We start from the raw sequence: 22,434 nt of genomic DNA on the forward strand, positions 1-22,434 counted from the left end.
CCCTGAAACCTATCTAATCTGATTCAATCTTAATTAAATAAGCTTACCCTATTTTGAACTTTAATATTATTAAATTTCATTTTAAAATTTATAGAATGAATTTTTCTCAACCAATAAAATCTACCACTCTTACCGATACAAAATAAAAATCTCCGAAATTAGGAGGCTTTTACTTCAGTTAGAGTTTAAGACTCAACCTCTTTTCAAAAGAAGGAAACATCCTAGCTCAAAAATCATGAGACATTTCCTTCTATTCAGGCTTAATAAACTTAACTGTTTTTTATGGACTGAAAGACTTGATAGGCTGCCTTGATTCGCTCTGCATTGGGAATTTTTTTATTCATCATCATCACCAGTCCAAAATTTTCTTCCGGAACAAACAGCACATAGGTGCCAAAGCCATTGGTTGAACCGGTTTTATGAAAGACTTGTGATTTTTCCTGAATAGTATTTTTGACTATTGGATTTGCTTGCATCACGACTTTTTCAGAATTACTTTCCAGCAAAATATCGAGCGTCGTCGGATATGAAAAAGTCTCCCAACCGAGTGCTTGGGTCATTTTTCCAAGCTTAAAATATCCATGATGAGTTTCCAGAAGCGCTTGTTTAATATCAGGCTTATTCTTTTTCAGATTCAGATTGGCATCTAATAATTTCAGCATATCGGGAAGTGTAGATTTCACACCATAAGCCTGGGCATCTAAAGCTCCCGGGTTTACCCGCACCGGATGATTGTTCTGATCATAACCAAAAGCATAATGAACCCTATGTGCTTTCGGAACATTGATATAGGTATTCTTTAAATTGAGTTTTGGAAAAATCATCTGTTCAAGCAATACGCTAAAAGGAACATTCATTGATCTTGCACTTAACTCACCAAACAAGCCAATACTGGGATTTGAATATTGCCGATATTGGCCAGGCGGATGTTTAATCTGCCAATCTTGAAAATACTCTAAAACTTGCTGATCAGTCTTAACCTGATCCGGAAATTGCAAAGGTAAGTTTCCACTCGTATAAGTCGCTAATTCCAGCAAACTGACTTTGTTGATTTCTGAATTCTTTAAATCAGGCCAATATTTAGCTGGATGATCATTAAAAGAAAGCTTGCCCTGACTCTTGGCATAGCCCCCTGCAATGCCCGTAAAGATTTTACTTACAGAACCTAATTCAAAAATTGTTTACCGATTTACAGCTTTATGGTCGATATGAGATTGCAGGCCATAATAGTATTCATGATTTTTTCCCTGATAAATCACCCCGACTGCCATTCCCAATACATCATATTGTTGCATGAGCGGCTTGAATGACTGATCAATAGCAGCCTTAATATAATATCCCTTTGTTTCATCTGCATTTGCCTGAACGCTAAATCCTATAGCCAAGACAATGATTCCTGCCTTAAATCCCTTCAACGTAATTAAAACCATTCTTATTTTTTATCCCATTTAAGAAAGTGGTTATCTTCTCACTTATTTCCCCACTCATCCTTAGTAGATTCTTTATTTCTCTTTCTATTGATTAGTGAATTCAATTTCTGAACTATTCAATCTCTCTTGTCTATAAGTTGCTCCCTCATAGAGGACATATAGTCATTCCAAGCTTTCTCCACTTTTTTATAAAAATGGTAGAACTGGCATACCTATAAAATTTGAAAATAAAATATAAGAGTTAAATGAAAATAAGCTGAATCTAGCCATAACTTTAAATTTAAGATTTTATTTTATTAACTAAAAAATTATTCAATTAAATTTTGATTTCATTATTTATCACAACAACCTCCACAAATAAGGAGGTTTTAAAAATTAAAAATATATTTGAAAAATAAATCAGAATATAAAATACATAAATTATTTTTAAGAAAAGTTGTTAACAAAATAAACTATTGATTATATTTATATTTTAAAAAATAAGCCTAAAGATAAAACTATTCAATTTGCTTAAAAATAAATACTCATTTAAATATATAATCTCCTATACCGCTATTTATCCATCTTGAATTACTACAACTATCCATTAGCATTTTTAAAATCAAAAAACGCTATATAATCATGTATACGCCTTTTATATAGGTTGGATGAATTGTGTGTTTAACCTTTCAGAAAGCTTCTATTATATTCGCCATCTTTGCATGGCTAATGCAGCTTTCTGTCTTTATTACGCCCATTCTGCAAACACATCCTGAGCTTGGGTCTGGAATCTGCAAGCAACTTGCTATTTTCAATCCACCGGAAGCCCATTCTGATCATATTAAATTAGAAGCGACACAGCCGCAGATCCAGAAATCTTTCCTATTAGCTGAACAGCGCAATGTAGAAGAAAAAATCCTGTATAGCGCAGATACTTTTTGTAAATTCTGTCTGGTTTTGGGACAGAATTTTAATCCTGTTTGGCTTGCCTGCCTTCTCATCTTACTGACATTAATTTTGGGCAAAACACCTCATCGTTTACCTGTTTCCAGTCTCAAGCGTTATCAAAAACTTTACTTAACCTTCTTCCAAAATCGTGGTCCTCCACTTTCTATCTAGTTCATAACCTAAACAGTTGTCTTAATTATTTTTAAAAATATTCAAACTACTTACTTTCAGTATGTGGTTCGACATTCCTTTTTTCCTGATTCAGGTGGAATAATAATGAATACACAAAATAATTTATTTAAATTCAGCGCACTTTCACTCGCAATTTTGACTTGTAATCTTATTCATGCAGAAGAAAGTCCAGCAAAGCAGCTCGAACAATTAGCACCTATATCCGTGATGGCCAGCCGTGGCAGTAATTTACAGGATATGGACATGAGTACGACGGTCATTGAACATGAACAGATTCAAAATGCACCACAAAGCAGTATTGACCAGATTATTAACAAAATTCCTGGCGTCTTTACTCCGGCCCGCCTATCGACCCAATTACATCCAACTAGCCAGCTCATCAGCATCCGTGGTTTTGGCACCTCCACCAATGGTTTAAATCTGGTACTTGTCGATGGTATTCCTGCCAATGATCCTTATTTTAGAACTATCAATTGGTCCCAGATTCCTAAAGAACAGGTTGAGCGAATTGAAGTGATCCGTGGCGGTGGTGCGACCAGCTTATGGGGCAATATGGCCATGGGCGGCGTAATTAATATTGTTACCCGTCAGCCAGAACAAGGCAGTGCAATTTATGCAAGTTATGGCAGTTTTAATACGGCTAGTTACGGAGCCAGTCAAGGATGGGAACTGTCAGAAAAATTTAAAATCGGCTTGAGTTATGACGGCAGCCAGTCTGATGGCTATTGGCAGGTACCGAAACGATATCGCCATCCAGACATGAGCAAAACAGAAAGTCAGGTGGATACACTCAATATTAAAGCCATTTATAGTCCCAATCAGCAGGATGAGTATTTACTCGCCTTGCTTGCGAGCGAAACTAAAGAAGAAGGTTTGCAATATAGGGATGCCGAAAATAAATGGAATACGTTTCGTATTGCTGCCACTGGCCTTACCGAGCTGAGCCCAGACTGGAAATTGAATACATTAGCGTGGTATCAAACCAATGATATGCAGACTCAAAATGCTTCTATTCCAGGTTATAGCCTGGCAACTCCAAATAATGGCACATCGATTATCAGCCAGAAGGAAAAAGCGGAATATGACAGTTTCGGTACTTCCCTGACTGCCAATACCCAATGGAAACAATTGGAAGATATTAAATTTGGCGTTGACTATCGCCAGATTGAAGTGAAAGACCCGCTGAATATTTTTAATAGTACCGGTTTTTTGGGCAATATCACCTCAGAAGCAACGCATCAGTTTGCAGGTATTTTTGCCCAAGCTTTGTATCGTCCTGAAACCTTACCTCTGGATATTACTTTGGGTTTACGTCAGGATTTCTGGAAAGCCTCGGATGCAGAAACTTATGGACAATATGCAGGCAGCCCGATTCAAAACCGTCTGACTGACCAAGATGAAAATCACTTTAGTCCCCGCCTCGGCTTTAAATATCATTTCAATGATCAACTGGATCTGCGCGGTGCAGCCTATAAAAACTTCTCTGCACCCGGTCTGAACCAGATGTACCGTAGTTTTATCGGCGGTTCGAATTACACAGTTCCCAATACTGACCTGAAATCCCAAACCAACCGGGGAGCCGAACTGGGTTTTGATTTTAGCGATCATGCTTTAACGCTTTCTGGCACCTATTTTTATAATAAAGTGAAAGATTACATTGATTATGCGGTTGTTCGATCCGACTGTGAGGCAGGCAATAATTACTGTGATACTGGGGTGAGTGCTGCTGCCACATTACGCCAGTATGTCAATGCCGGTGATGCCAAAATGCAAGGATTTGAACTCATCGCAAATGTTCAGGTGAACGATCGTATTAGCCTGAATGCGGGTTATACAAGAACCAAGTCTGAACTGACTCGCTCTAATTTAAGCGTTGCTGTAGCGCCAACCGGCCAGCAGATCGGACAGATTCCGACCTGGAATGCGACTTGGGGTGCATCCTGGCAAGCGACAGACCAGCTGCATCTAAATGTGCAGTTACGAGAGTTTGCCGAGTATTGGAATAACACCGCGCATACCCAGTTGAATGAGGGGACCTTAACGGTTGATTTAAGTGCGAATTATCAAGCCACTCCTCAATTACAGCTATTCGCCATTGCACAGAATATTACAGATCAATCCTATTATGATCAGGGTCTCAGTTATCTGGCAGATGGCAGTCTCAATACTTCAAGTTCAGGTACGATTCCTCAATATGCTTTGCCTTTAAACATCACAATAGGAGCAAAGTATCGCTTTTAAAGCCTGTTTAAATTGTTACCAAGAGATAAACACTCAGCCTGTTTTGATCTCTATTCGAAGATGCCTATCCTTTCAGTCTTGAATGCTGGAACCGGTATGGCCATTAGATATAAATGGATTGTATGACTAAAGCTCTTAATTATTTAAGGGCTTTTTTTTTTGAATATCAAAATAAGTTGAAGCTAAGTTTTTAATATTTCATTTTCTTAAATTTCCATAACAAAAACTTGTGTTCATAAGCCTTTTTGATATGAGTATTCAAAATAGATTTTCCTTACAAAAAACTACATTTCCTATGATTTAGTATCTTGGAATTATCCAAAAAATATTTTTTATGAATAACATTAATTTATGTTATAAATTAACCCGATATTTTAATAAATTATTTATTACGTAATCAAATTACGTATTGAATAATATTCAAGATCCAGTATGATGAGTTAAATTCCTTCTCTTTCTTGTGTGCATCAGGAATCGATGCAGTTCAGCAAGTCAAAGAAGTCAGGCAAACGGATTTGTCTTCTCAATATAAAACGGCAGTGATACCTCCGTAGAGCCTGAACAGACAGTAAAAGATGAGCAATAGGATTGCTTCTAAAAAATGAGGATGTTGTATGAATGAATTAGCCAATCCATTAGAACTGTGTGGATTCGAATTTATTGAATTTGTATCTGAAGATGGTCAGTTGGATCCTGTTTTCCAAGCCATCGGATTCACTAAAGTGGCGAAGCATAAATCGAAAAATGTCTATTTATGGCGCCAGGGCAATATTAATATCATTCTGAATTATCAGCCTGAATCATATGCAGCATTTTTCTATAAAGAGCACGGTCCTTCTGCTTGTGCAATGGGCTTCCGTACCAAGAATGCGGCAAAAGCTTTTCAAAAGGCGATTGAAATCGGTGCAGAACCGATTTATAGCAAAATCGGCCCAATGGAGCTTAACATCCCTGCGATTAAAGGAATCGGTGGTTCTCCAATCTTCCTGGTCGATTGTGACATTTACCAAAATGATTTTATCTTCTTCGATAATGTTCCATCGCGTCCAGTCGGCACAGGTCTGAATGAAATCGACCATTTAACGCATAACGTTTATAAAGGTCGTATGCAGTACTGGGCAGATTTCTATGAAAAGATTTTCAACTTCCAGGAAATCCGCTACTTCGACATCAAAGGTGAATACACTGGCCTGACTTCTAAGGCACTAACAGCACCAGATGGTAAGATCCGTATTCCACTAAATGAAGATTCTGACAAAGGTAATGGCCAGATCGCTGAATTCCTGAATGAATTCAATGGTGAAGGTATTCAGCACATTGCCTTTATCTGTGATGACCTGCTTGAGACCTGGGACAAGCTGAAAGCTTTAGGCACCAAGTTCATGACGCCACCGCCAAGCACTTATTATGAAATGCTGGATGAGCGCTTGCCGAACCATGGTGAGCCTGCGGATGAGCTGCAAAAACGCGGCATTCTGCTCGATGGCAATACCAAAGATGGTAACAAACGCCTGCTGTTACAGATTTTCTCTGAAAATATGATTGGCCCGGTGTTCTTTGAATTTATCCAGCGCAAAGACGATGATGGTTTCGGTGAAGGTAACTTTAAGGCCTTATTTGAATCAATCGAACGTGATCAGATCAAACGTGGTGTTTTAGACATTTCTAAAGCCTGACCTTTTTAAAACCATACCGGTGTCTATGTAGTCTCATATGCATCGGTATGGTTGCCTCTGTTTCAACGTATACGCTCGTATAACACTTAAGATTCTGCATCGATGACGGCATAAAAATAATAAAGCACATCATAGTTCAGCACTTAATCTCACATGGATGATGAATAAAAATGCAGCATATTGAACAAGGAAACCTGAAAAAAGGTTTAAGTAACCGGCATATTCAGCTCATCGCACTCGGTGGTTCAATTGGTACCGGACTGTTTCTTGGAATTTCACAAACGATCAAGCTTGCTGGGCCTTCTGTTATTTTAGGTTATGCCATTGCAGGCTTGATTGCCTTCTTAATGATGCGCCAGCTGGGTGAAATGATTGTACATGAACCTGTGAGCGGTTCTTTTAGTCATTTCGCTTATAAATACTGGGGCAAATTTGCCGGATTTATGTCGGGCTGGAATTACTGGGTACTGAATATTCTGGTCTGTATGGCCGAATTAAGTGCCGTCGGTCTTTATATCCATTACTGGTGGCCAGAAATTCCGACCTGGGTCTCTGCCCTCGGCTTCTTCATTTTCATCAATATCATTAATTTGCTTCACGTGAAATTATTCGGTGAAATGGAGTTCTGGCTGGCGATCATTAAAGTTGGTGCAATTATTGCCATGATTGCGTTCGGCAGCTACCTGCTTGCCAGTGGTAGCGGCCATAGCCAGTCCAGTCTGGAAAATTTATGGCAACTCGGCGGCTTCTTCCCGAATAGAATCATGGGCCTGATTATGGCGATGGCCATGATCATGTTTGCTTTTGGCGGCATTGAACTGGTCGGGATCGCAGCCGCTGAAACCGATAACCCGAAAAAGACCTTACCTAAAGCAGTCAATCAAATTGTCTACCGTGTCCTGTTATTTTATATCCTGAGTCTGGTAGTGATTTTATCACTTTACCCTTGGAACATGATGGCGCAAGGTGGTAGTCCATTTGTGATGATTTTTGATTCTCTCGGCAGTCAGACAGTTGCCGGAGTTTTGAATTTTGTGGTGTTAACCGCGGCGGTTTCGGTATATAACAGTACTAACTACTGTACCAGCCGTATGCTGTTAGGTTTAGCCCAGCAAGGTAATGCGCCGAAGTTCTTAAGCAAGATTAATCAGCGTGGCATCCCTGTGAATGCGGTGATGGTTTCAGCGTTTTTCACCTTGATGTGCGTTTTATTAAATTATCTGGTGCCGGAAAAAGCCTTTAGCATGTTGATGATGCTGGTGGTTGCTGCCATCGTGATTAACTGGCTTGTTATTTCCTATACTCATTTGAAATTCAAGACCTCCATGAATCGTACGCAGACTAGAACCGATTTTCCAAGTGTGGCTTATCCATTTACCAACTATTTATGTATCGCATTTATGGGCGGTATTCTGCTGATTATGAGCAGCACCCCGGACATGCGCGTTGCTGTCATCATGATTCCGGTCTGGATTGGTATTCTCTCGGTTGCCTACTTCTTTAAGCGCAAACAGGAATCTCAGACGGCTATGTTAGACAACAGCAAAATTAGCTCTTTACCAGAAGCGTAATCGCATATTGATTAGATTAGGATAGATTCATGTTTCAACATATTGATACTTATGCCGGTGATCCGATTCTCTCTTTAATGGAAGAATTCAACAAAGATCAGCGTAATAACAAAGTTAACTTAAGCATCGGCCTGTATTACAACGAAGATAATATCGTGCCACAGCTAGACTCAGTGCAAAAAGCCTATACTTACCTGACCCCTGACTATAATAAAGTTCGTGTTTACTTGCCGATGGATGGTCTGAACAGCTTTAACCAGGCTGCACAGGAATTAATTTTTGGAACTTCCAGCCCTGCCCGCGAGCAAGGCCGTGTAGTCACGATTCAGACCTTGGGCGGCTCAGGTGCGCTAAAAGTCGGCGCTGACTTTTTGAAAAAATATTTTCCAGAATCTGAAATCTGGGTGAGCCAGCCGACTTGGGAAAACCATATTGCCATCTTTAATGGCGCTGGTATTCAGACCCATTTCTATCCTTATTATGATGCAGAAACCAATGCCGTTAATGTACCGGCGATGCTGGATTGCTTAAAACAGCTGCCCGCTCAAAGTATTGTGTTATTACATCCATGTTGTCATAACCCGACCGGGGCAGACTTACAGCCACATGAGTGGGATCAAGTCATTGAAGTATTAAAGGCTCAATCCTTAATTCCGTTCCTGGATATGGCATATCAAGGTTTCGGTCAGGGTCTGGAACAGGATGCCTATGCCATTCGTGCACTTGATCAAGCCAGAATGAACTTTATCGTCAGTCATTCATTTTCCAAAATCTTCTCTTTATATGGAGAACGTATTGGTAGCTTAAGTTTTGTCTGTGATGACGCTACAAGCGCACAAAATGTTTTAGGCCAGTTAAAAGCTACAGTTCGCCGGATTTATTCAAGTCCAGCGGCCAATGGTGCGCTATTGGTCAGTCAGGTGTTAAATAATCCTGAACTGTTTCAGCAATGGCAGGCTGAAGTTGAAGAGATGCGCCAGCGTATTTTACGTATGCGTGGCTTACTCAAAGAAAAATTGTCTCAGGCATTGCCAGAACTTGATTTCAGCTACCTGACTCAACAGCAAGGTATGTTTAGCTATACTGGTTTAACTGCTGAGCAAGTGGATCTGTTAAAACAGCATTATGGTATTTATCTGGTTCGTAGTGGCCGGATGTGTACAGCAGGCCTGAACCTCAGCAATATTGATTATGTTGCCGAGTCGATGGCTGCGGTGATTAAAATGGAGAATGAAGCTGAACCATTGATCGCTTAAAAAACAGTAAGTTTTTAAAAGCCTTCTAGCTTGAGTGCTCGAAGGCTTTTTTTATGAATGGTGATTTGATCTTTTTAAATAAAAATAGAGTCAGGTCATGTTCTTGGGCAAAATCCGTAACCACTTGGATATCTATTCTTATTTTCATCTGGATACTTTTTGCTTTGGAATTAATGAGACTATATAAAACAGTGGAACATTGCTTCTTTATTAAGCGTTAAATATGAAAAATCATAAAAAAAGTCCGATCTGTGATGATCGGATTTTTTCTCATACAGTAAAATAATGATTTATAAAAGATAAATTTAAATATTTTTCGTATAACGTGTATTATGTTAATTTTAGAAAGACTTCATAAGTATTAATAAATTTATGTTCCGGGGCATTAAGAATTGATTCAGCTACTATAGTCTTTTATAGGAGCTAAGTATCCACTTTTTCTTAGGGGAATTTTATGCTTAGAACACTTCATATCTGTATAGGGATTGAATATCGACAAAAAGAGTTGTTTAAAAAAGCACTAATTAATAACAATATCAACTTTGAAATGTCTGGAGGAAATCTTCCTAAAAGAGTGGGCCCTTATTATAAAGACTTAGATATTATTCCCTGCCATTATTACCTCCTTGGAAGCAAAGACTGGAAAGAGGTTATTAAGGATCCGAAAAATATTAATCAATATGACGAATTTTCTGAGCCATTTCATATATTTTTATTACAAAATAAGTTTATAAATAACTACTTAAATCAATTCTCTACATTAGAAAAGGTTAAGGATTTTTTCATACCTAATGGCTCTCGCTTAATTTGTAGCTATGATAATTATATTCAGCATGAAGACATCATTTCATTTGGATCAGAAACAATAAATAACTTATCGAGGTTAGGTCTAGGAGTTGATTATAATCATGCACTTTATGATTAAACTTGATGTCTCACCCCACCTATTTAACATAAAGGCTGTTATACAAACTCTAAAGCATCTAAGAGGTAAGAGTCTCTGTTCAACTCTTCTCTTTCGTATCCATTAAAATAAGAATTCTAGTTTTCATAATTAAGCCACTTTTTAATTTCTCTACGATGATCAAAAGCTGGATATAAAAAAGATCCAGTACCTAAATTAGATCTGGATCTATGAAATGACTAAAAGTGATCTGCAATTAATGAAAGAGTTAGACAGCCACCTGTGGATTAAACAAGGCATCAATCTGCTGTTGAATCCCGAGCAGATAATCAATGGCTTGTTGCATCTGGTCTGCTGGCAACTGGTCTTCGGTGCCAATACAGGTAATAACATGATCAAGCTGTCGACTGAAGTTATATACTGGAATCGCCACCGCATGGATGCCTGCCATCATATCGCCGGTTACTGAAGCATAGCCCTGCTGTAGAATTTTCTCTTTAAGCTGCAAAAATTCTTCCCAGTTCGCAGGATATTGACCTGCTTTAGCGCTACTCGCCCACTCTTTTTCCAGCAGAGGCTTGATGATGTATTCTGGCTGCAGGCAGGCATGCAAGCGGCCTGTTGCCGACTTCAGCAAAGGCATGCGCGAGCCGACCCGGGTAATAATATTAAATACATGATTGGATTCAAGCGACTGAACCACGACAGCACCATCGGCAAACCATTTACTGACATGAATACTGCAATTTAAATGCTGCTGAATCTGCGTAATATATTTTTGGGTTAATTCCAGCATATCGGTACGTTTTAAGGCATTGACGCCAAATGCGTGAGCACGCTCACCCAGACTATAACGTCCATCACTGAGCTGCTGGGCATAACCTTTACGTATCAGACTCACCACATAGCGATGCACTTTTGCAGGATGCATAGACAGGACTTCTGACAGCTCTTTTAACATCATCGGTGCATTATGTTCAGTCAATGCATCGAGTACAGTTAATCCTACTTCTAGAGACTGCACTCCTCCCTGTAATTTTTCTTCCTCAACGCTCATCGTTTCATCCTGCATATACGCATTAATTTTCATGGCTCTATAAAACCATTGTACTACTGAAATCAAAAATCTTGCTCAGCCAAATCTGATTCCAGATTCAGATCATAACTTCATTTTAACAAATTTACATTATTCATAATCAAATTATTTATTGCGTAATTTAAAAATATAAGTATGATTCTGTATAGAACTTAAATTTTCCACGGAAAGGATTCATATTTATGACGACGCGTTTAAAGTCATTTGTCGACATCGCTCCTGATTCAGATTTCCCTTTAGAAAACTTGCCTTATGGTATTTTCAGTAATGAGCAAAACACCCAACCACGTGCTGGGGTGGCACTTGGAGAATGGGTGGTTGATCTAGCAGCATTGGAAGCAAAAAGTTATTTAAAGCTGGAACAAGGTCAGCAATTTTTTAATCAGCCAACTTTGAATAGTTTTATTGAGTCGGGTAAAGCCAACTGGTCTAAAGTACGTACGGAATTACAAAAGTTACTGTCAGCGGATCATGCTGAATTGCGTGACAACAAAGAGCTACGTGATCTGGTTTTCTTGAAACAGTCAGATGTCAAAATGCATCTACCGGTGCATATCTCAGGCTATACCGATTTCTATTCATCCAAAGAACATGCCACTAATGTCGGCTGTATGTTCCGTGATCCGAAAAATGCATTGTTAGCAAACTGGTCAGAACTTCCAGTCGGTTATAACGGCCGTGCCAGCTCCGTGATTGTTAGCGGGACAGAAATCGTGCGTCCATCTGGACAGATCAAATTACCGGATTCTGATCGTCCAGTATTTTCAGCATGTCGCAAGCTCGACTTCGAACTGGAAACCGGCTTTATCATCGGCAAGCCAAATAACTTAGGCGAGCCCATTGCGATTGAAAATGCCTGGAATCATATTTTTGGCATGGTGCTGTTCAATGATTGGTCTGCACGTGACTTGCAACAATGGGAATATGTACCGCTAGGTCCATTTAACGCCAAGACTTTTGCCTCTTCGATCTCGCCATGGATCGTGACCATGGAAGCGCTTGAACCGTTTAAAACCAGTTCACCTGCTCAGGAGCCAAAACCGCTGGCTTACCTACGTGAAGATAACAGCAGTAACAGCTATGACATCAATCTGTCTGTGGAAATTCAGCCTGAAAATTCAGACCAGGCTGATGTCATCTGCGAAACCAATTTCAAATATATGTACTGGTCGATGGCACAGCAACTGGCTCATCACACCATTGCCGGCTGTAATGTTCAGGTCGGTGATCTGATGGGTTCAGGTACGATTTCAGGCCCTACGCCTAATTCTTATGGTTCATTACTGGAAATTACCTGGAATGCCACCAAGCCACTGACTTTATCGAATGGTGAACAGCGTACCTTCATTCAAGACGGCGATACCGTGATCATGAAAGGTCATTGTGAAAAAGATGGCCTGCGTATCGGTTTCGGTGCTGTGAGCGGCAAAATCCTGCCAGCAATTGATTTCGGTTTTACTGAATAGTCCGGGGTGAAATCATGACCATGCAACTGTATACCTATTTTCGTAGTTCAGCCGCTTACCGGGTTCGTATTGCGCTCAACCTGAAAGGACTCGAAGCAGAACATATCCCGGTTCATCTGGTGAACAATGGCGGCGAACAGCATAGTGAAACATTTCGTCGGGTCAATCCGGGTGAGCTGGTCCCTGCCTTAATTGAAGATGATTTCACGCTGACCCAGTCGCTCAGCATGATTGAATATCTGGAAGAAAAATTTCCGGAAACTCCCCTGTTGCCCAAGAATTTGCAACAGCGTGCCCTGATCCGGGCCTTTAGTCTGAATATTGCCTGTGACATTCATCCACTCAACAACCTGCGTGTACTTCAGTACCTCAGTAAAACCCTGAATGCCAGCGATGAACAGAAAACCGAATGGTACAGACACTGGGTCGTCACCGGCTTAAAAGCGCTTGAAGCTCAATTAACGCATTCAAATGGCCAATTCTGTTTTGGAGATCAACCGAGCCTTGCAGATTGCTGTTTGATTCCACAGGTATATAACGCCAAACGTTTCAACATCGATCTTTCAGATTTTCCGAAAATTGAATCGATTTATGCCCATTGCAACTCACTGGATGCATTTCAAAAAGCTGCACCTGAAGCGCAGCCCGATGCAGCATAAGAACATATAAGGATATAAACATGACCATTCAAATCGAAAAAATTCACCATGTCGCCTACCGCTGTAAAGATGCCAAAGAAACCGTAGAATGGTACAAAAAAAACCTGAACATGGACTTTATCCTGGCTTTTGCTGAGGATCATGTCCCGTCTACCAAGGCTTTTGACCCATATATGCACCTGTTTTTAGATGCTGGTAATGGCAATGTTTTGGCCTTCTTTGAACTGCCCACCCAACCGGAAATGGGCCGCGATGAAAATACCCCGAAATGGGTGCAGCACATTGCCTTAAAAGTGAAGGATCGTCAGGCACTGGTTCAGGCCAAAGAGCATCTGGAAGCCAATGGCGTAGATGTACTGGGCATTACCAATCACGGCATTTTCCATTCGATTTACTTCTTTGATCCAAATGGTCACCGTCTGGAACTGGCTTATGATGATGAAAAAGCACCACAGAAAATCGCCATGATTACCGAAGAAATGAAGTATGACATGCTGGAACAATGGAGCAAAACCAAACGCGCGCCTTCACATACCCACTTCCTGCATGCGGATGAATTAGACCATAGCGCTCGTGAAGTGAAGATGGACTCTTGAATTTTAAGAAAAGGATTTCTGATGAATAAAGTCATTGCCAATGCTCAGGAAGCTTTAGCGGATATCGTGGCAGATCATCAAACGCTCGCCGTTGGCGGATTTGGTTTATGCGGTATTCCTGAAGCACTCATTGAAGCTTTAAAAAATACTGGTGTGATTGGCCTGACCTGTATTTCCAATAATGCCGGTGTGGATGATTTTGGTTTGGGCAAATTGCTGCAAACTAAACAGATCAAAAAAATGATTTCTTCTTATGTCGGTGAGAACAAGAAATTTGAGCGCCAATATCTGAATGGTGAACTGGAAGTAGAGCTGACACCTCAAGGCACACTGGCAGAAAAATTACGTGCTGGCGGTGCTGGAATTCCTGCTTTCTACACTCAAACAGGTGTTGGCACATTGGTTGCCGAAGGCAAAGAAGTCCGTGAATTTGATGGTAAAGAGTTTATTCTGGAAAAGTCATTAACCGCAGATGTGGCATTGGTTAAAGCCTATAAAGCGGATAAGGCCGGGAATCTGATCTTCCGTAAAACTGCGCGTAATTTCAATCCTGAATGTGCCATGGCCGGTAAAATCACTGTGGCTGAAGTTGAACAGGTTGTAGAGATTGGTGAACTTGATCCGGATGATATTCATCTCCCTGGAATTTATGTAAACCGAATTGTTGTCAATGCTGCACCGGAAAAGCGCATTGAACAGATGACCTTAAAGGCAGGAGCATAATCATGGCCTGGACTCGAAATGAAATGGCTCAGCGTGCGGCACAGGAACTGGAAGATGGTTTCTATGTCAATCTCGGTATTGGCTTGCCAACCTTGGTCGCCAACTATATTCCAGAAAATATCAATGTCTGGCTCCAGTCTGAAAATGGCCTCTTAGGCATTGATGAATTCCCGACTGCAGAAACAGTTGATGCAGACCTGATTAATGCCGGTAAACAGACAGTCACTGCCCGCAAAGGTGCTGCCTTCTTCTCAAGTGCTGAATCCTTTGCCATGATTCGCGGGGGCCACGTGAATATTGCGATTTTAGGTGCGATGGAAGTCTCTGAAACAGGTGATCTGGCCAACTGGATGATTCCGGGCAAGAAAGTCAAAGGTATGGGCGGTGCCATGGATCTGGTAGCAGGCGTGCAGAAAGTTGTCGTTCTAATGGAGCATACGGCGAAAGACGGTTCACCGAAAATCGTTCCTCAATGTACTTTGCCGTTGACCGGTAAAGGTGTCGTCAATCGGATCATTACGGATCTCGGTGTTATAGATATTACTTCACGCGGAGTGGTTCTGGTAGAACTCGCTCAAGATGTCACGCTGGAGCAGATTAAAGCTGCAACTGGGGTTGAGCTCATTACAGATAGGCTTGAGGCTGCCTGATTAATAGTTGGTCACTTTTAACGATCTCTGTTTAGTTAAGATAATGTGAATCTGGTACAAGCTTTTATCTTTATTATCCTATACAAAAAAATAGCCTTAAATCTATTCGATTTAAGGCTATTTTCAATGAGGGTAATGGTAGGAGTTAAATTCCGAAGCCCATCAACTTTAAATCATCATACGTCTAAACAAATTTTACCAATATGTTTGCCATCACGTTGATATTCAAAAGCTGCCTGAATCTCTTCTAGCGGGAACACTTTATCAATCATTGGATGAATATCTGTTGCTTCTAGGGCTCTGATCATATCCTGCTGTTCAGAACGGTTTCCTACCGTCACGCCTTTAATGGTCAGCTGTTTCGCCATAATTGCCGCTGTGGGTACATCTCCACTGATCCCGGTAAACACGCCAATCAAGGTAATGTGTCCGCCTATACGAGAAGCTGCGATGGATTGAGCCAGCGTACCCGGTCCGCCAATTTCAACAACATGATCAACGCCCCGGTTGCCTGTCATCTCAAAGATTTTCTCACCCCAGTTTTCTTCTTCGCGGTAATTTACAACACCAGCAACGCCCTGTTCGAGAAGCCATTTCGCTTTTTCATTTGATGAAGTCGTTGCCCACACCCTTGCACCCATCTTCAGGGCAAATTGAAGTGCAAATATTGAAACACCACCTGTTCCAAGGATTAGCACATCGTCTCCAGCTTTGATTTTTCCTTCCACCACCAGTGCACGCCATGCGGTTAATCCAGCCGTTGGTAGGGTTGCTGCTTCATGATGAGTCCAGCCTTTGGGAGCATGAGTAAACCAGTTTTCTGGTCGCACTACATATGAAGTTGCATAGCCATCAATTCCATCACCTGGCGTATAGCTAAAATCAGCTTGCGGACACTCAGCTTTCACCCAGTTAGGGAAAAACAGGGAAACGACATGATCTCCAACAGCAAATTCAGTCACCCCTTCGCCAATTTCTTCAACGACCCCCGCGCCATCAACAGTCGACCTGATTCTGCAGGAAGAACTCCTATTGCGACGTTATAATCATGGAAATTAAGTGAGTTACTGAGAATTCGAACTCTAATCTCTCCATGACCGGGCTTTCCAGGATCGTTAATATCTGCCAATTCTATTTGATCTAAACCTGGTGTTTGACCTCGTAAAGCTGCTTTCATAAATTCGACTCTATTTATTAAGCGATTGGTTTGCCATCTTATAACTTAGATTATAACGTTGACGTAGTTTTCTCATAAACACGAACAAAAAACGTTTACATCTTTACCCAACCCTGAGAAAAAGATCTGAATGAACTTTTAAAAACTACCTTCTATCGAATTCAAAAAATCCATTCATCTCTCAATCAGAAAGACTAAAATTTCATCAACTCAAATGCCTCAATTAAACAATTATTCATCTAAATTTTAAGATCTCACTTCCTCTACAAATCGATTTTTTACATTCTTTCTTAAATTTTCTGGACTATGAAATAACATGAATAATATTGGAACAAGTAAAATTTTTTAAATCATTTCTGATTAAATTTTAATCAATTTATTCTATTTGAGGATTTTTACTCAGCAACAACTATAAAAAATGCGAAAATTTTTAAGTCTTTATTTATATCAATAAATTTGTCTAAAAATTATTTTATTTACATATATATCAATAATATGATTAAAATATAATAACATTAACTAATAATTAAAAATAATTAAAAATAAAATTATTTAACTGTTTCGTAAATTTTTTTAAGGTTTTTTTATTCAAAAAAAACTATAGTGGCGCAGCAGTTAGCCATCATTAAAAAAATAGGAAATGGATATGAAAACATCAAATAGTTTGGGTAAAGGAATAGTCGTAGCTGCCCTCATTGCTACTACACAAATGAGTTATGCAGAATTTAAAAGATTCTCTGTATCTACCGGATGGTTACATATCAAATCACAAGGAAATGCCAATCCGATGCGAATTAAAACTGGCGTGGAAGAAGGAAGATCTGCTCGAGTAGGAGATATTACAGGTGATACCATCCGATCAAATATTGATTACAACAAGACTGATTTAACACCAGCTGAACAAGGTCTAATTGGGACAATCACCAGACCATTTTTGAATTATCCATCAATGTTTGACTGGATGCGTGATGGTTTTTATAACGAATTCGGGGATGATCCTGAAAAATTAAGAGATGCATTAACCAGTTTAACCGGTACGGCTGAGATTTCTGGCTTATCAAACTGGAACTCAAATGCGGGTATAGAAGTCGAAGATATTGATACTTTGGGCTTAATGCTGGACTACTATGTGAATGAAAATGTTTCTCTGCAAATGATTGGAGGCATTCCACCAAAAGTCGATTTGAAGGGTAAAGGACAAGTCTACGCACCATTTTCAGCAGTAGGTCATCCTATCGCGCCAAACCAGAACTTATATTTGAAAAATGATATTCTCATTACTGACTTAGATAAATATGATACTGCTGCTTCTGCACGTGCTTGGACACCTGCACTTGAGGCGATTTATCACTTTGGCAAACCGGGTGTTAACAAGTTCCGACCTTATATCGGTGCCGGTGTCATGTTTGCTCATTACACTGATATTAAATTAAATGGCGGCGTTAAAAATGATCTGATTGCAGCTGGCCACATGATTCAAAATATCTATGATGGTGAAGCAGGAGCAGCGCTCGAGGGTAGAGTTTCAAGTGGAGATATCCGGGTAAAAACCACCGCAGATGATGCTATTGCACCTATCGTCTCCTTAGGTTTTAACTATGATTTAAACTCTAGCTGGTATGCCACTGCGTCGGTGTCTTATGCAAAATTAAATAATAAGACCGATATCACGGTGACCAATAAAAATACGGGCGAGAAACTGATTCAGGCCTCTACCAAAATTGATGTCGATCCGCTAATTTCCTATGTGGGTATAGGTTATCGTTTTTAATTTTCATCAATTCTTATTTTAATTTTTTCAAGCACTGTCCCTTCTTTCCTTTGAGGCATGCATGATTATGCCACCACACGATCCGTGTGGTTTTTTTTGCATGTCACATTTGTAAGGCTTTCATTATTTCCTATGAAAGCCTTTTTTACTATTTATCAATATGAACTACTTTTCGATATTCTGGATTTCATAAGGAATAGATAAGTCTTCACAATCTTGGCCACTTGCTTCTAGAGGTAAAAATTGTGTGCTCATGCTATGTTTCAGTACGCCTTTCGATGTGTAGTCAAACTGATACATCTGCTGATGAACATAAACCTTATTTTTTTCTAAAGTCGTTATTTCTTCCAGATCACAATTCAAGGCTTTCACAGGCACCTTATCCCCAAGTTCCTGTAACTCGACTAAAAAGTGACATGATGGATGCAGGATTGTTTTAGGCTGCTCTGATTGATTTTCCCAACGGACCTGTAAAACAAGCTGATTCACAACTTCATCAGATGGTGTAACTTCAAGTGACTGATTTTCTTCTATCACTTCTAAAGTAATCGGATCTAAAAATTGAAGAGTACGCTTAACCCCCTGACAATCATCTGTTTTTGGTTTTGACAGCCAAATTGAGTAAGAATCCTTTAAAGGAACTCTCTCAACCACAATATCCACTCCAGAAGGCGGTTTTCCTCCGGTTCCAGTTCCACCTTTTACGACACCTGCTGAAAACTCTTCTCCACAACCAGCTAACAACGTCGCGCAGACAATAGACAATAAAATTCTTTTTTTATGTATCACTTTGATATATCCCTAAACAAAATGTCTGATTCGCATCAGATTTTCCTTCATCCAATTCACTACGTTCTAAAGCCAGTTTGAATAAATCTTCAGAATACTTTTCCCATAATTCGAGTGAATGCTTTTTAAGAATTTCAACTGATTCGCTCGTCAGTTCATCTGCTCGTATACTCTCTTCTAAAAAGCTCGTTTGTTCCGGACAAAAAATATTATGTAAACCCGCCTGCATATGGCTTTGCAAATTATCGGTCAATAGCTTGCGTATATCTTGCGAAGATTGATCCGGAATAAAACTTCTTTTTTCTAAAATGACTTGTTTTTTTTCCTGCCTGACAATTCCAAGACGGACCAATTCATTTAGCACCGATCTGGGATGCATTTCCTTTGAAACCCTATGGACTAATTTTACAAATGAATCTTGATCTGGATTATGAAAAGGCAGCTGTTCTGACCACTCTTCTGCTACCCATATCCCGACTACTCGGCCAGGAATATTCAATGCTTCCGTTTTGCCGGTATCAGTAATTAAGTAGCCATCTTCAATTGCTTGTTTGAAAGTAGTGATATCTTTACGGTGCAATCCTGACAATAAGCTGATTGCAGATATAGTGGCTTTTTTCTCAAGAGTTTCCAGTTCATTCACGGCTTGCAAATAAAAGATAGGCTTTAAAGCGGCAGAAAATTCTGTATAGCCCACCCCGGAGCGAATAAGCCATTTCGTTAAATGGTTCATTAGCAACAAAACTTGCTGTAAATTAAATTCAGTATCGTTTGTGGGTGAACTGCTCATGGGGTCAATATTTTCCCAACTTCCAAAATAAAAAATTTTCTAAGGTTCCATATTTAAAGCTATTTTGATGAATCTTAGAAAGAGAAAAGAATTTATCTTAAAATCTCTCACAATAATAATAAAATCTAATAAATATCTCGACTCGGAAGTCTCTCTATTTAAATACATATCTGGAAAACTAAGTTTTATTCCAGTTTTTAAAATTATCCATTCAATATAAAACCTATCAGCAATTATCAATCATTATTCGCCTTTGAATAATTAAGTTTTAACTATGATTAATTAAATACTTTAAGTAATAAACTAATATTAAAAACTTTTTTCACCCTAAGCTCAATTTTAAGAGTTCTTAATATAAAAAAATGTGGTACATAAAAAAGCCACTTATATAAGTGGCTTTTTTATAACAAGAATTTTGGTGGAGATGGCGGGAGTTGAACCCGCGTCCGCCAACACTACGCTCGAGAATACTACATGCTTAGATATCGTCTATTGTTTTAACACCAAGAGACCCGACGAACAGGGTTCAAGGTGCGATCCTCTAGATTTGGTATAAAGCCCCGAGGCTTGACTCTATACGGACTTGTGTGCGTTCGCTTCAGTCGGGATCTCTAACCACAAGTATTCAGAGATGCGGACAAGCAGCCCTTAGGCTGCTAGAGCGTAAGTTTCGTCGTTTGCGACTATTTAAATGCAAATTTTATTTACGAGAGAAAATGCGCTCTCGGCATGCATCTATGAGTTTCATCATCGGCGTCGAAGCCAAGAACATCCCCAAAGTACAAGCTCATCATAGCATAACTGGCAAAAAATACGATGCATTTTCTACACAAATACACTTTTGAATGCGCCTGATTACATAATTGCGCTAATATTTCATAATTCAAGTCAGCATTTAAAAAAATTATGAGCTATTTATTGGCACTCGACCAGGGAACGACATCTAGCCGTGCAATCATCTTTAATGAACACGGACAGATTCAGGCAACAGCTCAACGCGAAACCCATATTCAGACCCCACACTCCGGTTGGGTCGAACAGGATGCACAGGAAATCTGGAGCTCGCAAATTGCAGTGGTACAACAGGCGCTTGCTACCGCCCGGATTCTGGCCAAAGATATTAAAGCGATTGGCCTGACCAATCAGCGTGAAACGACTGTGGTATGGGATTGTCGTAATGGGAAGCCTCTTGCACCAGCGATTATCTGGCAGGATCGTCGTGCAACAGACTGGTGTAATCAGCTGATACAGCAAGGCCAGATGGATCAGGTACAACAAAAAACCGGGCTACGGATTGATCCTTATTTCAGTGCTGGCAAGCTGGTCTGGTTATTGGAACATGTGGATGGCTTACGTGAACTTGCAGAACAAGGTCATGTCGCTTTTGGCACTATTGATAGCTGGCTGATCTGGAACTTGACCCAAGGGGTTGAGCATATCATCGAAGCCAGTAATGCGTCCCGTACCATGTTGATGAATCTGCATACTCAACGCTGGGATGAGGAACTACTAGACCTATTTAATATCCCTGCTTCAGTCCTGCCACGAATCATCAGTTCCGATTGTCATATTGCAGATACAGCACCGGGTTTGTTAGGAGCCACCATTCCCATTATCGGCATTCTGGGTGATCAGCAATCTGCCTTGTTTGGCCAGTCTTGTTTCGAACCCGGTATGGCAAAAAATACCTATGGCACTGGCTGTTTTATGCTATTTAATACCGGCCATGACATTCAGCTCAGCCAGAATAAATTGCTTTCTACCCTCGCCTGGCAGGTACAGGAACAGACCAGTTATGCCTTAGAAGGTAGTGTTTTTATGGCCGGTGCAGTGGTGCAATGGCTACGTGATGGGCTTGGCATCATTCAAAAAAGCAGTGATATAGAGAAGTTGGCCTGTAAAGTTGAAGATACTGACGGCGTGGTCTTAGTTCCTGCTTTTACCGGATTGGGTGCACCGCATTGGGATAGTGAAGCGCGTGCCCTGCTTTGTGGCATGTCACGAGGAACCAATAAGGCCCATATTGCCCGCGCCGCGCTGGAATCGATTGCCTTTCAGGTCTCCGATGTATTGACTGCGATGCAATCGGATATTGCCCATCCTTTAAAAGAACTACGCGTCGATGGTGGCGCCAGCTGTAATGATATGCTGATGCAGTTCCAGGCTGACCTGCTCAATGTTCCTGTCATGCGTCCAAAAATGCTGGAATCCACCGCTTGGGGTGCAGCAGCGATGGCTGGTTTAAAATCTGGCGTATTTTCCAGCCTTGATGAAATCTCTCAGTCCTGGCAGCTAGACCGGGCCTTTGAACCCAAAATGCAGAATGATGAACGTGAAGCACATTTAGCCAAATGGCAAAATGCTTTGAAACGGGCCAAATCAGATTTATAAGATGGCGGATTCAAGCGGCAAGTGCAACAGTATAAAAACCAGCCATAACTTCACTCGGTGTATACCAACCTAGTGTTTTTCTAGGACGATGGTTGAGTGCAAATTCTATCTGCTCTATTTGTTCGTTTG

17 protein-coding genes, 1 other RNA gene and 2 pseudogenes are annotated in these 22,434 nt (G+C 40.3%); 13 read left to right on the plus strand and 7 right to left on the minus strand.

What is annotated here, in order from left to right; genetic code table 11:
* Positions 1-269: 269 nt before the first annotated feature.
* Positions 270-1,430 (minus strand): annotated as a pseudogene (gene ampC / locus FTV18_RS11945) (class C beta-lactamase).
* Between the two features lie 654 nt (positions 1,431-2,084).
* Here ampC and FTV18_RS11950 point away from each other — a divergent pair.
* From FTV18_RS11950 to FTV18_RS11975, 6 genes are all read left to right on the plus strand, one after another.
* Positions 2,085-2,528, plus strand: coding sequence for a hypothetical protein (locus FTV18_RS11950; protein ID WP_180018213.1), 444 nt, complete (start codon positions 2,085-2,087; stop codon positions 2,526-2,528).
* Between the two features lie 105 nt (positions 2,529-2,633).
* Positions 2,634-4,790 carry a TonB-dependent receptor gene (locus FTV18_RS11955; RefSeq protein WP_180011416.1) on the plus strand — a complete coding sequence of 719 codons (2,157 nt, stop codon included), beginning with the start codon at positions 2,634-2,636 and terminating at the stop codon, positions 4,788-4,790.
* Positions 4,791-5,404: 614 nt separating this feature from the next.
* Positions 5,405-6,466 carry a 4-hydroxyphenylpyruvate dioxygenase gene (gene hppD, locus FTV18_RS11960; protein WP_004811022.1) on the plus strand — a complete coding sequence of 354 codons (1,062 nt, stop codon included), beginning with the start codon at positions 5,405-5,407 and terminating at the stop codon, positions 6,464-6,466.
* A gap of 170 nt (positions 6,467-6,636) precedes the next feature.
* Positions 6,637-8,037 (plus strand): amino acid permease, encoded by a 1,401-nt coding sequence (locus FTV18_RS11965; protein ID WP_180011415.1) that lies wholly within the window; start codon positions 6,637-6,639, stop codon positions 8,035-8,037.
* Between the two features lie 29 nt (positions 8,038-8,066).
* Positions 8,067-9,293, plus strand: a complete 1,227-nt coding sequence (locus FTV18_RS11970; protein WP_180011414.1) for an amino acid aminotransferase — start codon at positions 8,067-8,069, stop codon at positions 9,291-9,293.
* 454 nt (positions 9,294-9,747) lie between these two features.
* Positions 9,748-10,218: a hypothetical protein gene (locus FTV18_RS11975; RefSeq protein ID WP_180002435.1), complete on the plus strand. Its 471-nt coding sequence runs from the start codon at positions 9,748-9,750 to the stop codon at positions 10,216-10,218.
* Between the two features lie 247 nt (positions 10,219-10,465).
* On the opposite strand, the gene FTV18_RS11980 is transcribed toward FTV18_RS11975, so the two are convergent.
* Positions 10,466-11,287, minus strand: coding sequence for an IclR family transcriptional regulator (locus tag FTV18_RS11980; protein WP_051065369.1), 822 nt, complete (start codon positions 11,285-11,287; stop codon positions 10,466-10,468).
* 188 nt (positions 11,288-11,475) lie between these two features.
* On the opposite strand from FTV18_RS11980, the gene fahA reads away from it, so the two are divergent.
* Genes fahA through FTV18_RS12005 form a run of 5 tightly spaced genes read left to right on the plus strand, consistent with a single transcriptional unit; the run spans position 11,476 to position 15,387 of the window.
* On the plus strand, positions 11,476-12,759 hold the full coding sequence (fahA, locus tag FTV18_RS11985) for a fumarylacetoacetase (RefSeq protein ID WP_180011412.1): 1,284 nt from the start codon (positions 11,476-11,478) through the stop codon (positions 12,757-12,759).
* A 20-nt stretch (positions 12,760-12,779) separates the two neighbouring features.
* Positions 12,780-13,418 (plus strand): maleylacetoacetate isomerase, encoded by a 639-nt coding sequence (maiA, locus tag FTV18_RS11990; RefSeq protein ID WP_180011455.1) that lies wholly within the window; start codon positions 12,780-12,782, stop codon positions 13,416-13,418.
* A 20-nt stretch (positions 13,419-13,438) separates the two neighbouring features.
* The gene (locus tag FTV18_RS11995) at positions 13,439-14,014 is read left to right on the plus strand and encodes a VOC family protein (protein ID WP_180011410.1); all 576 of its coding nucleotides are present in this window, start codon (positions 13,439-13,441) and stop codon (positions 14,012-14,014) included.
* Between the two features lie 21 nt (positions 14,015-14,035).
* Positions 14,036-14,737: a CoA transferase subunit A gene (locus FTV18_RS12000; protein WP_180011408.1), complete on the plus strand. Its 702-nt coding sequence runs from the start codon at positions 14,036-14,038 to the stop codon at positions 14,735-14,737.
* Positions 14,738-14,739: 2 nt separating this feature from the next.
* The gene (locus FTV18_RS12005; RefSeq protein ID WP_180011405.1) at positions 14,740-15,387 is read left to right on the plus strand and encodes a CoA transferase subunit B; all 648 of its coding nucleotides are present in this window, start codon (positions 14,740-14,742) and stop codon (positions 15,385-15,387) included.
* 176 nt (positions 15,388-15,563) lie between these two features.
* Here FTV18_RS12005 and FTV18_RS15850 read toward each other — a convergent pair whose 3' ends face one another.
* Positions 15,564-16,349: an NAD(P)-dependent alcohol dehydrogenase gene (locus FTV18_RS15850; protein ID WP_257229521.1), complete on the minus strand. Its 786-nt coding sequence runs from the start codon at positions 16,347-16,349 to the stop codon at positions 15,564-15,566.
* Positions 16,350-17,210: 861 nt separating this feature from the next.
* Here FTV18_RS15850 and FTV18_RS12015 point away from each other — a divergent pair.
* A complete protein-coding gene (locus FTV18_RS12015; RefSeq protein WP_180011402.1) occupies positions 17,211-18,335 on the plus strand; it encodes an OmpW family protein in 1,125 nt (374 codons plus the stop codon).
* A gap of 165 nt (positions 18,336-18,500) precedes the next feature.
* Here the strand turns inward: FTV18_RS12015 and FTV18_RS12020 are convergent, their stop codons facing one another.
* The 3 genes from FTV18_RS12020 to ssrA form a co-directional block, all read right to left on the minus strand.
* The gene (locus tag FTV18_RS12020) at positions 18,501-19,124 is read right to left on the minus strand and encodes a hypothetical protein (protein ID WP_180011400.1); all 624 of its coding nucleotides are present in this window, start codon (positions 19,122-19,124) and stop codon (positions 18,501-18,503) included.
* Positions 19,114-19,914, minus strand: coding sequence for a DUF6502 family protein (locus FTV18_RS12025; RefSeq protein ID WP_180011398.1), 801 nt, complete (start codon positions 19,912-19,914; stop codon positions 19,114-19,116). The genes FTV18_RS12020 and FTV18_RS12025 overlap by 11 nt, the downstream gene beginning before the upstream one ends.
* Before the next feature lie 416 nt (positions 19,915-20,330).
* Positions 20,331-20,690, minus strand: a transfer-messenger RNA (tmRNA) gene (gene ssrA / locus FTV18_RS12030).
* A 130-nt stretch (positions 20,691-20,820) separates the two neighbouring features.
* Between ssrA and glpK the strand changes: the two genes are divergently transcribed.
* Positions 20,821-22,305 (plus strand): glycerol kinase GlpK, encoded by a 1,485-nt coding sequence (gene glpK / locus FTV18_RS12035; RefSeq protein ID WP_180011397.1) that lies wholly within the window; start codon positions 20,821-20,823, stop codon positions 22,303-22,305.
* A gap of 10 nt (positions 22,306-22,315) precedes the next feature.
* On the opposite strand, the pseudogene FTV18_RS12040 reads toward glpK, so the two are convergent.
* Positions 22,316-22,434, minus strand: a pseudogene (locus FTV18_RS12040) (IS30 family transposase); the annotation flags it as partial.

The sequence above is a fragment of the Acinetobacter sp. YH12241 genome (assembly GCF_013417535.1).
Lineage (GTDB): Bacteria > Pseudomonadota > Gammaproteobacteria > Pseudomonadales > Moraxellaceae > Acinetobacter.

Bases quoted from the DNA above. Each gene is read 5' to 3' on its own strand.
- FTV18_RS11955 (WP_180011416.1), top strand. From the start codon at position 2,634: ATGAATACACAAAATAATTTATTTAAATTCAGCGCACTTTCACTCGCA.
- hppD (WP_004811022.1), top strand. From the start codon at position 5,405: ATGAATGAATTAGCCAATCCATTAGAACTGTGTGGATTCGAATTTATT.
- FTV18_RS11965 (WP_180011415.1), top strand. From the start codon at position 6,637: ATGCAGCATATTGAACAAGGAAACCTGAAAAAAGGTTTAAGTAACCGG.
- FTV18_RS11970 (WP_180011414.1), top strand. From the start codon at position 8,067: ATGTTTCAACATATTGATACTTATGCCGGTGATCCGATTCTCTCTTTA.
- FTV18_RS11975 (WP_180002435.1), top strand. From the start codon at position 9,748: ATGCTTAGAACACTTCATATCTGTATAGGGATTGAATATCGACAAAAA.
- FTV18_RS11980 (WP_051065369.1), bottom strand. From the start codon at position 11,287: ATGAAAATTAATGCGTATATGCAGGATGAAACGATGAGCGTTGAGGAA.
- fahA (WP_180011412.1), top strand. From the start codon at position 11,476: ATGACGACGCGTTTAAAGTCATTTGTCGACATCGCTCCTGATTCAGAT.
- maiA (WP_180011455.1), top strand. From the start codon at position 12,780: ATGCAACTGTATACCTATTTTCGTAGTTCAGCCGCTTACCGGGTTCGT.
- FTV18_RS11995 (WP_180011410.1), top strand. From the start codon at position 13,439: ATGACCATTCAAATCGAAAAAATTCACCATGTCGCCTACCGCTGTAAA.
- FTV18_RS12000 (WP_180011408.1), top strand. From the start codon at position 14,036: ATGAATAAAGTCATTGCCAATGCTCAGGAAGCTTTAGCGGATATCGTG.
- FTV18_RS12005 (WP_180011405.1), top strand. From the start codon at position 14,740: ATGGCCTGGACTCGAAATGAAATGGCTCAGCGTGCGGCACAGGAACTG.
- FTV18_RS12015 (WP_180011402.1), top strand. From the start codon at position 17,211: ATGAAAACATCAAATAGTTTGGGTAAAGGAATAGTCGTAGCTGCCCTC.
- FTV18_RS12025 (WP_180011398.1), bottom strand. From the start codon at position 19,914: ATGAGCAGTTCACCCACAAACGATACTGAATTTAATTTACAGCAAGTT.
- glpK (WP_180011397.1), top strand. From the start codon at position 20,821: ATGAGCTATTTATTGGCACTCGACCAGGGAACGACATCTAGCCGTGCA.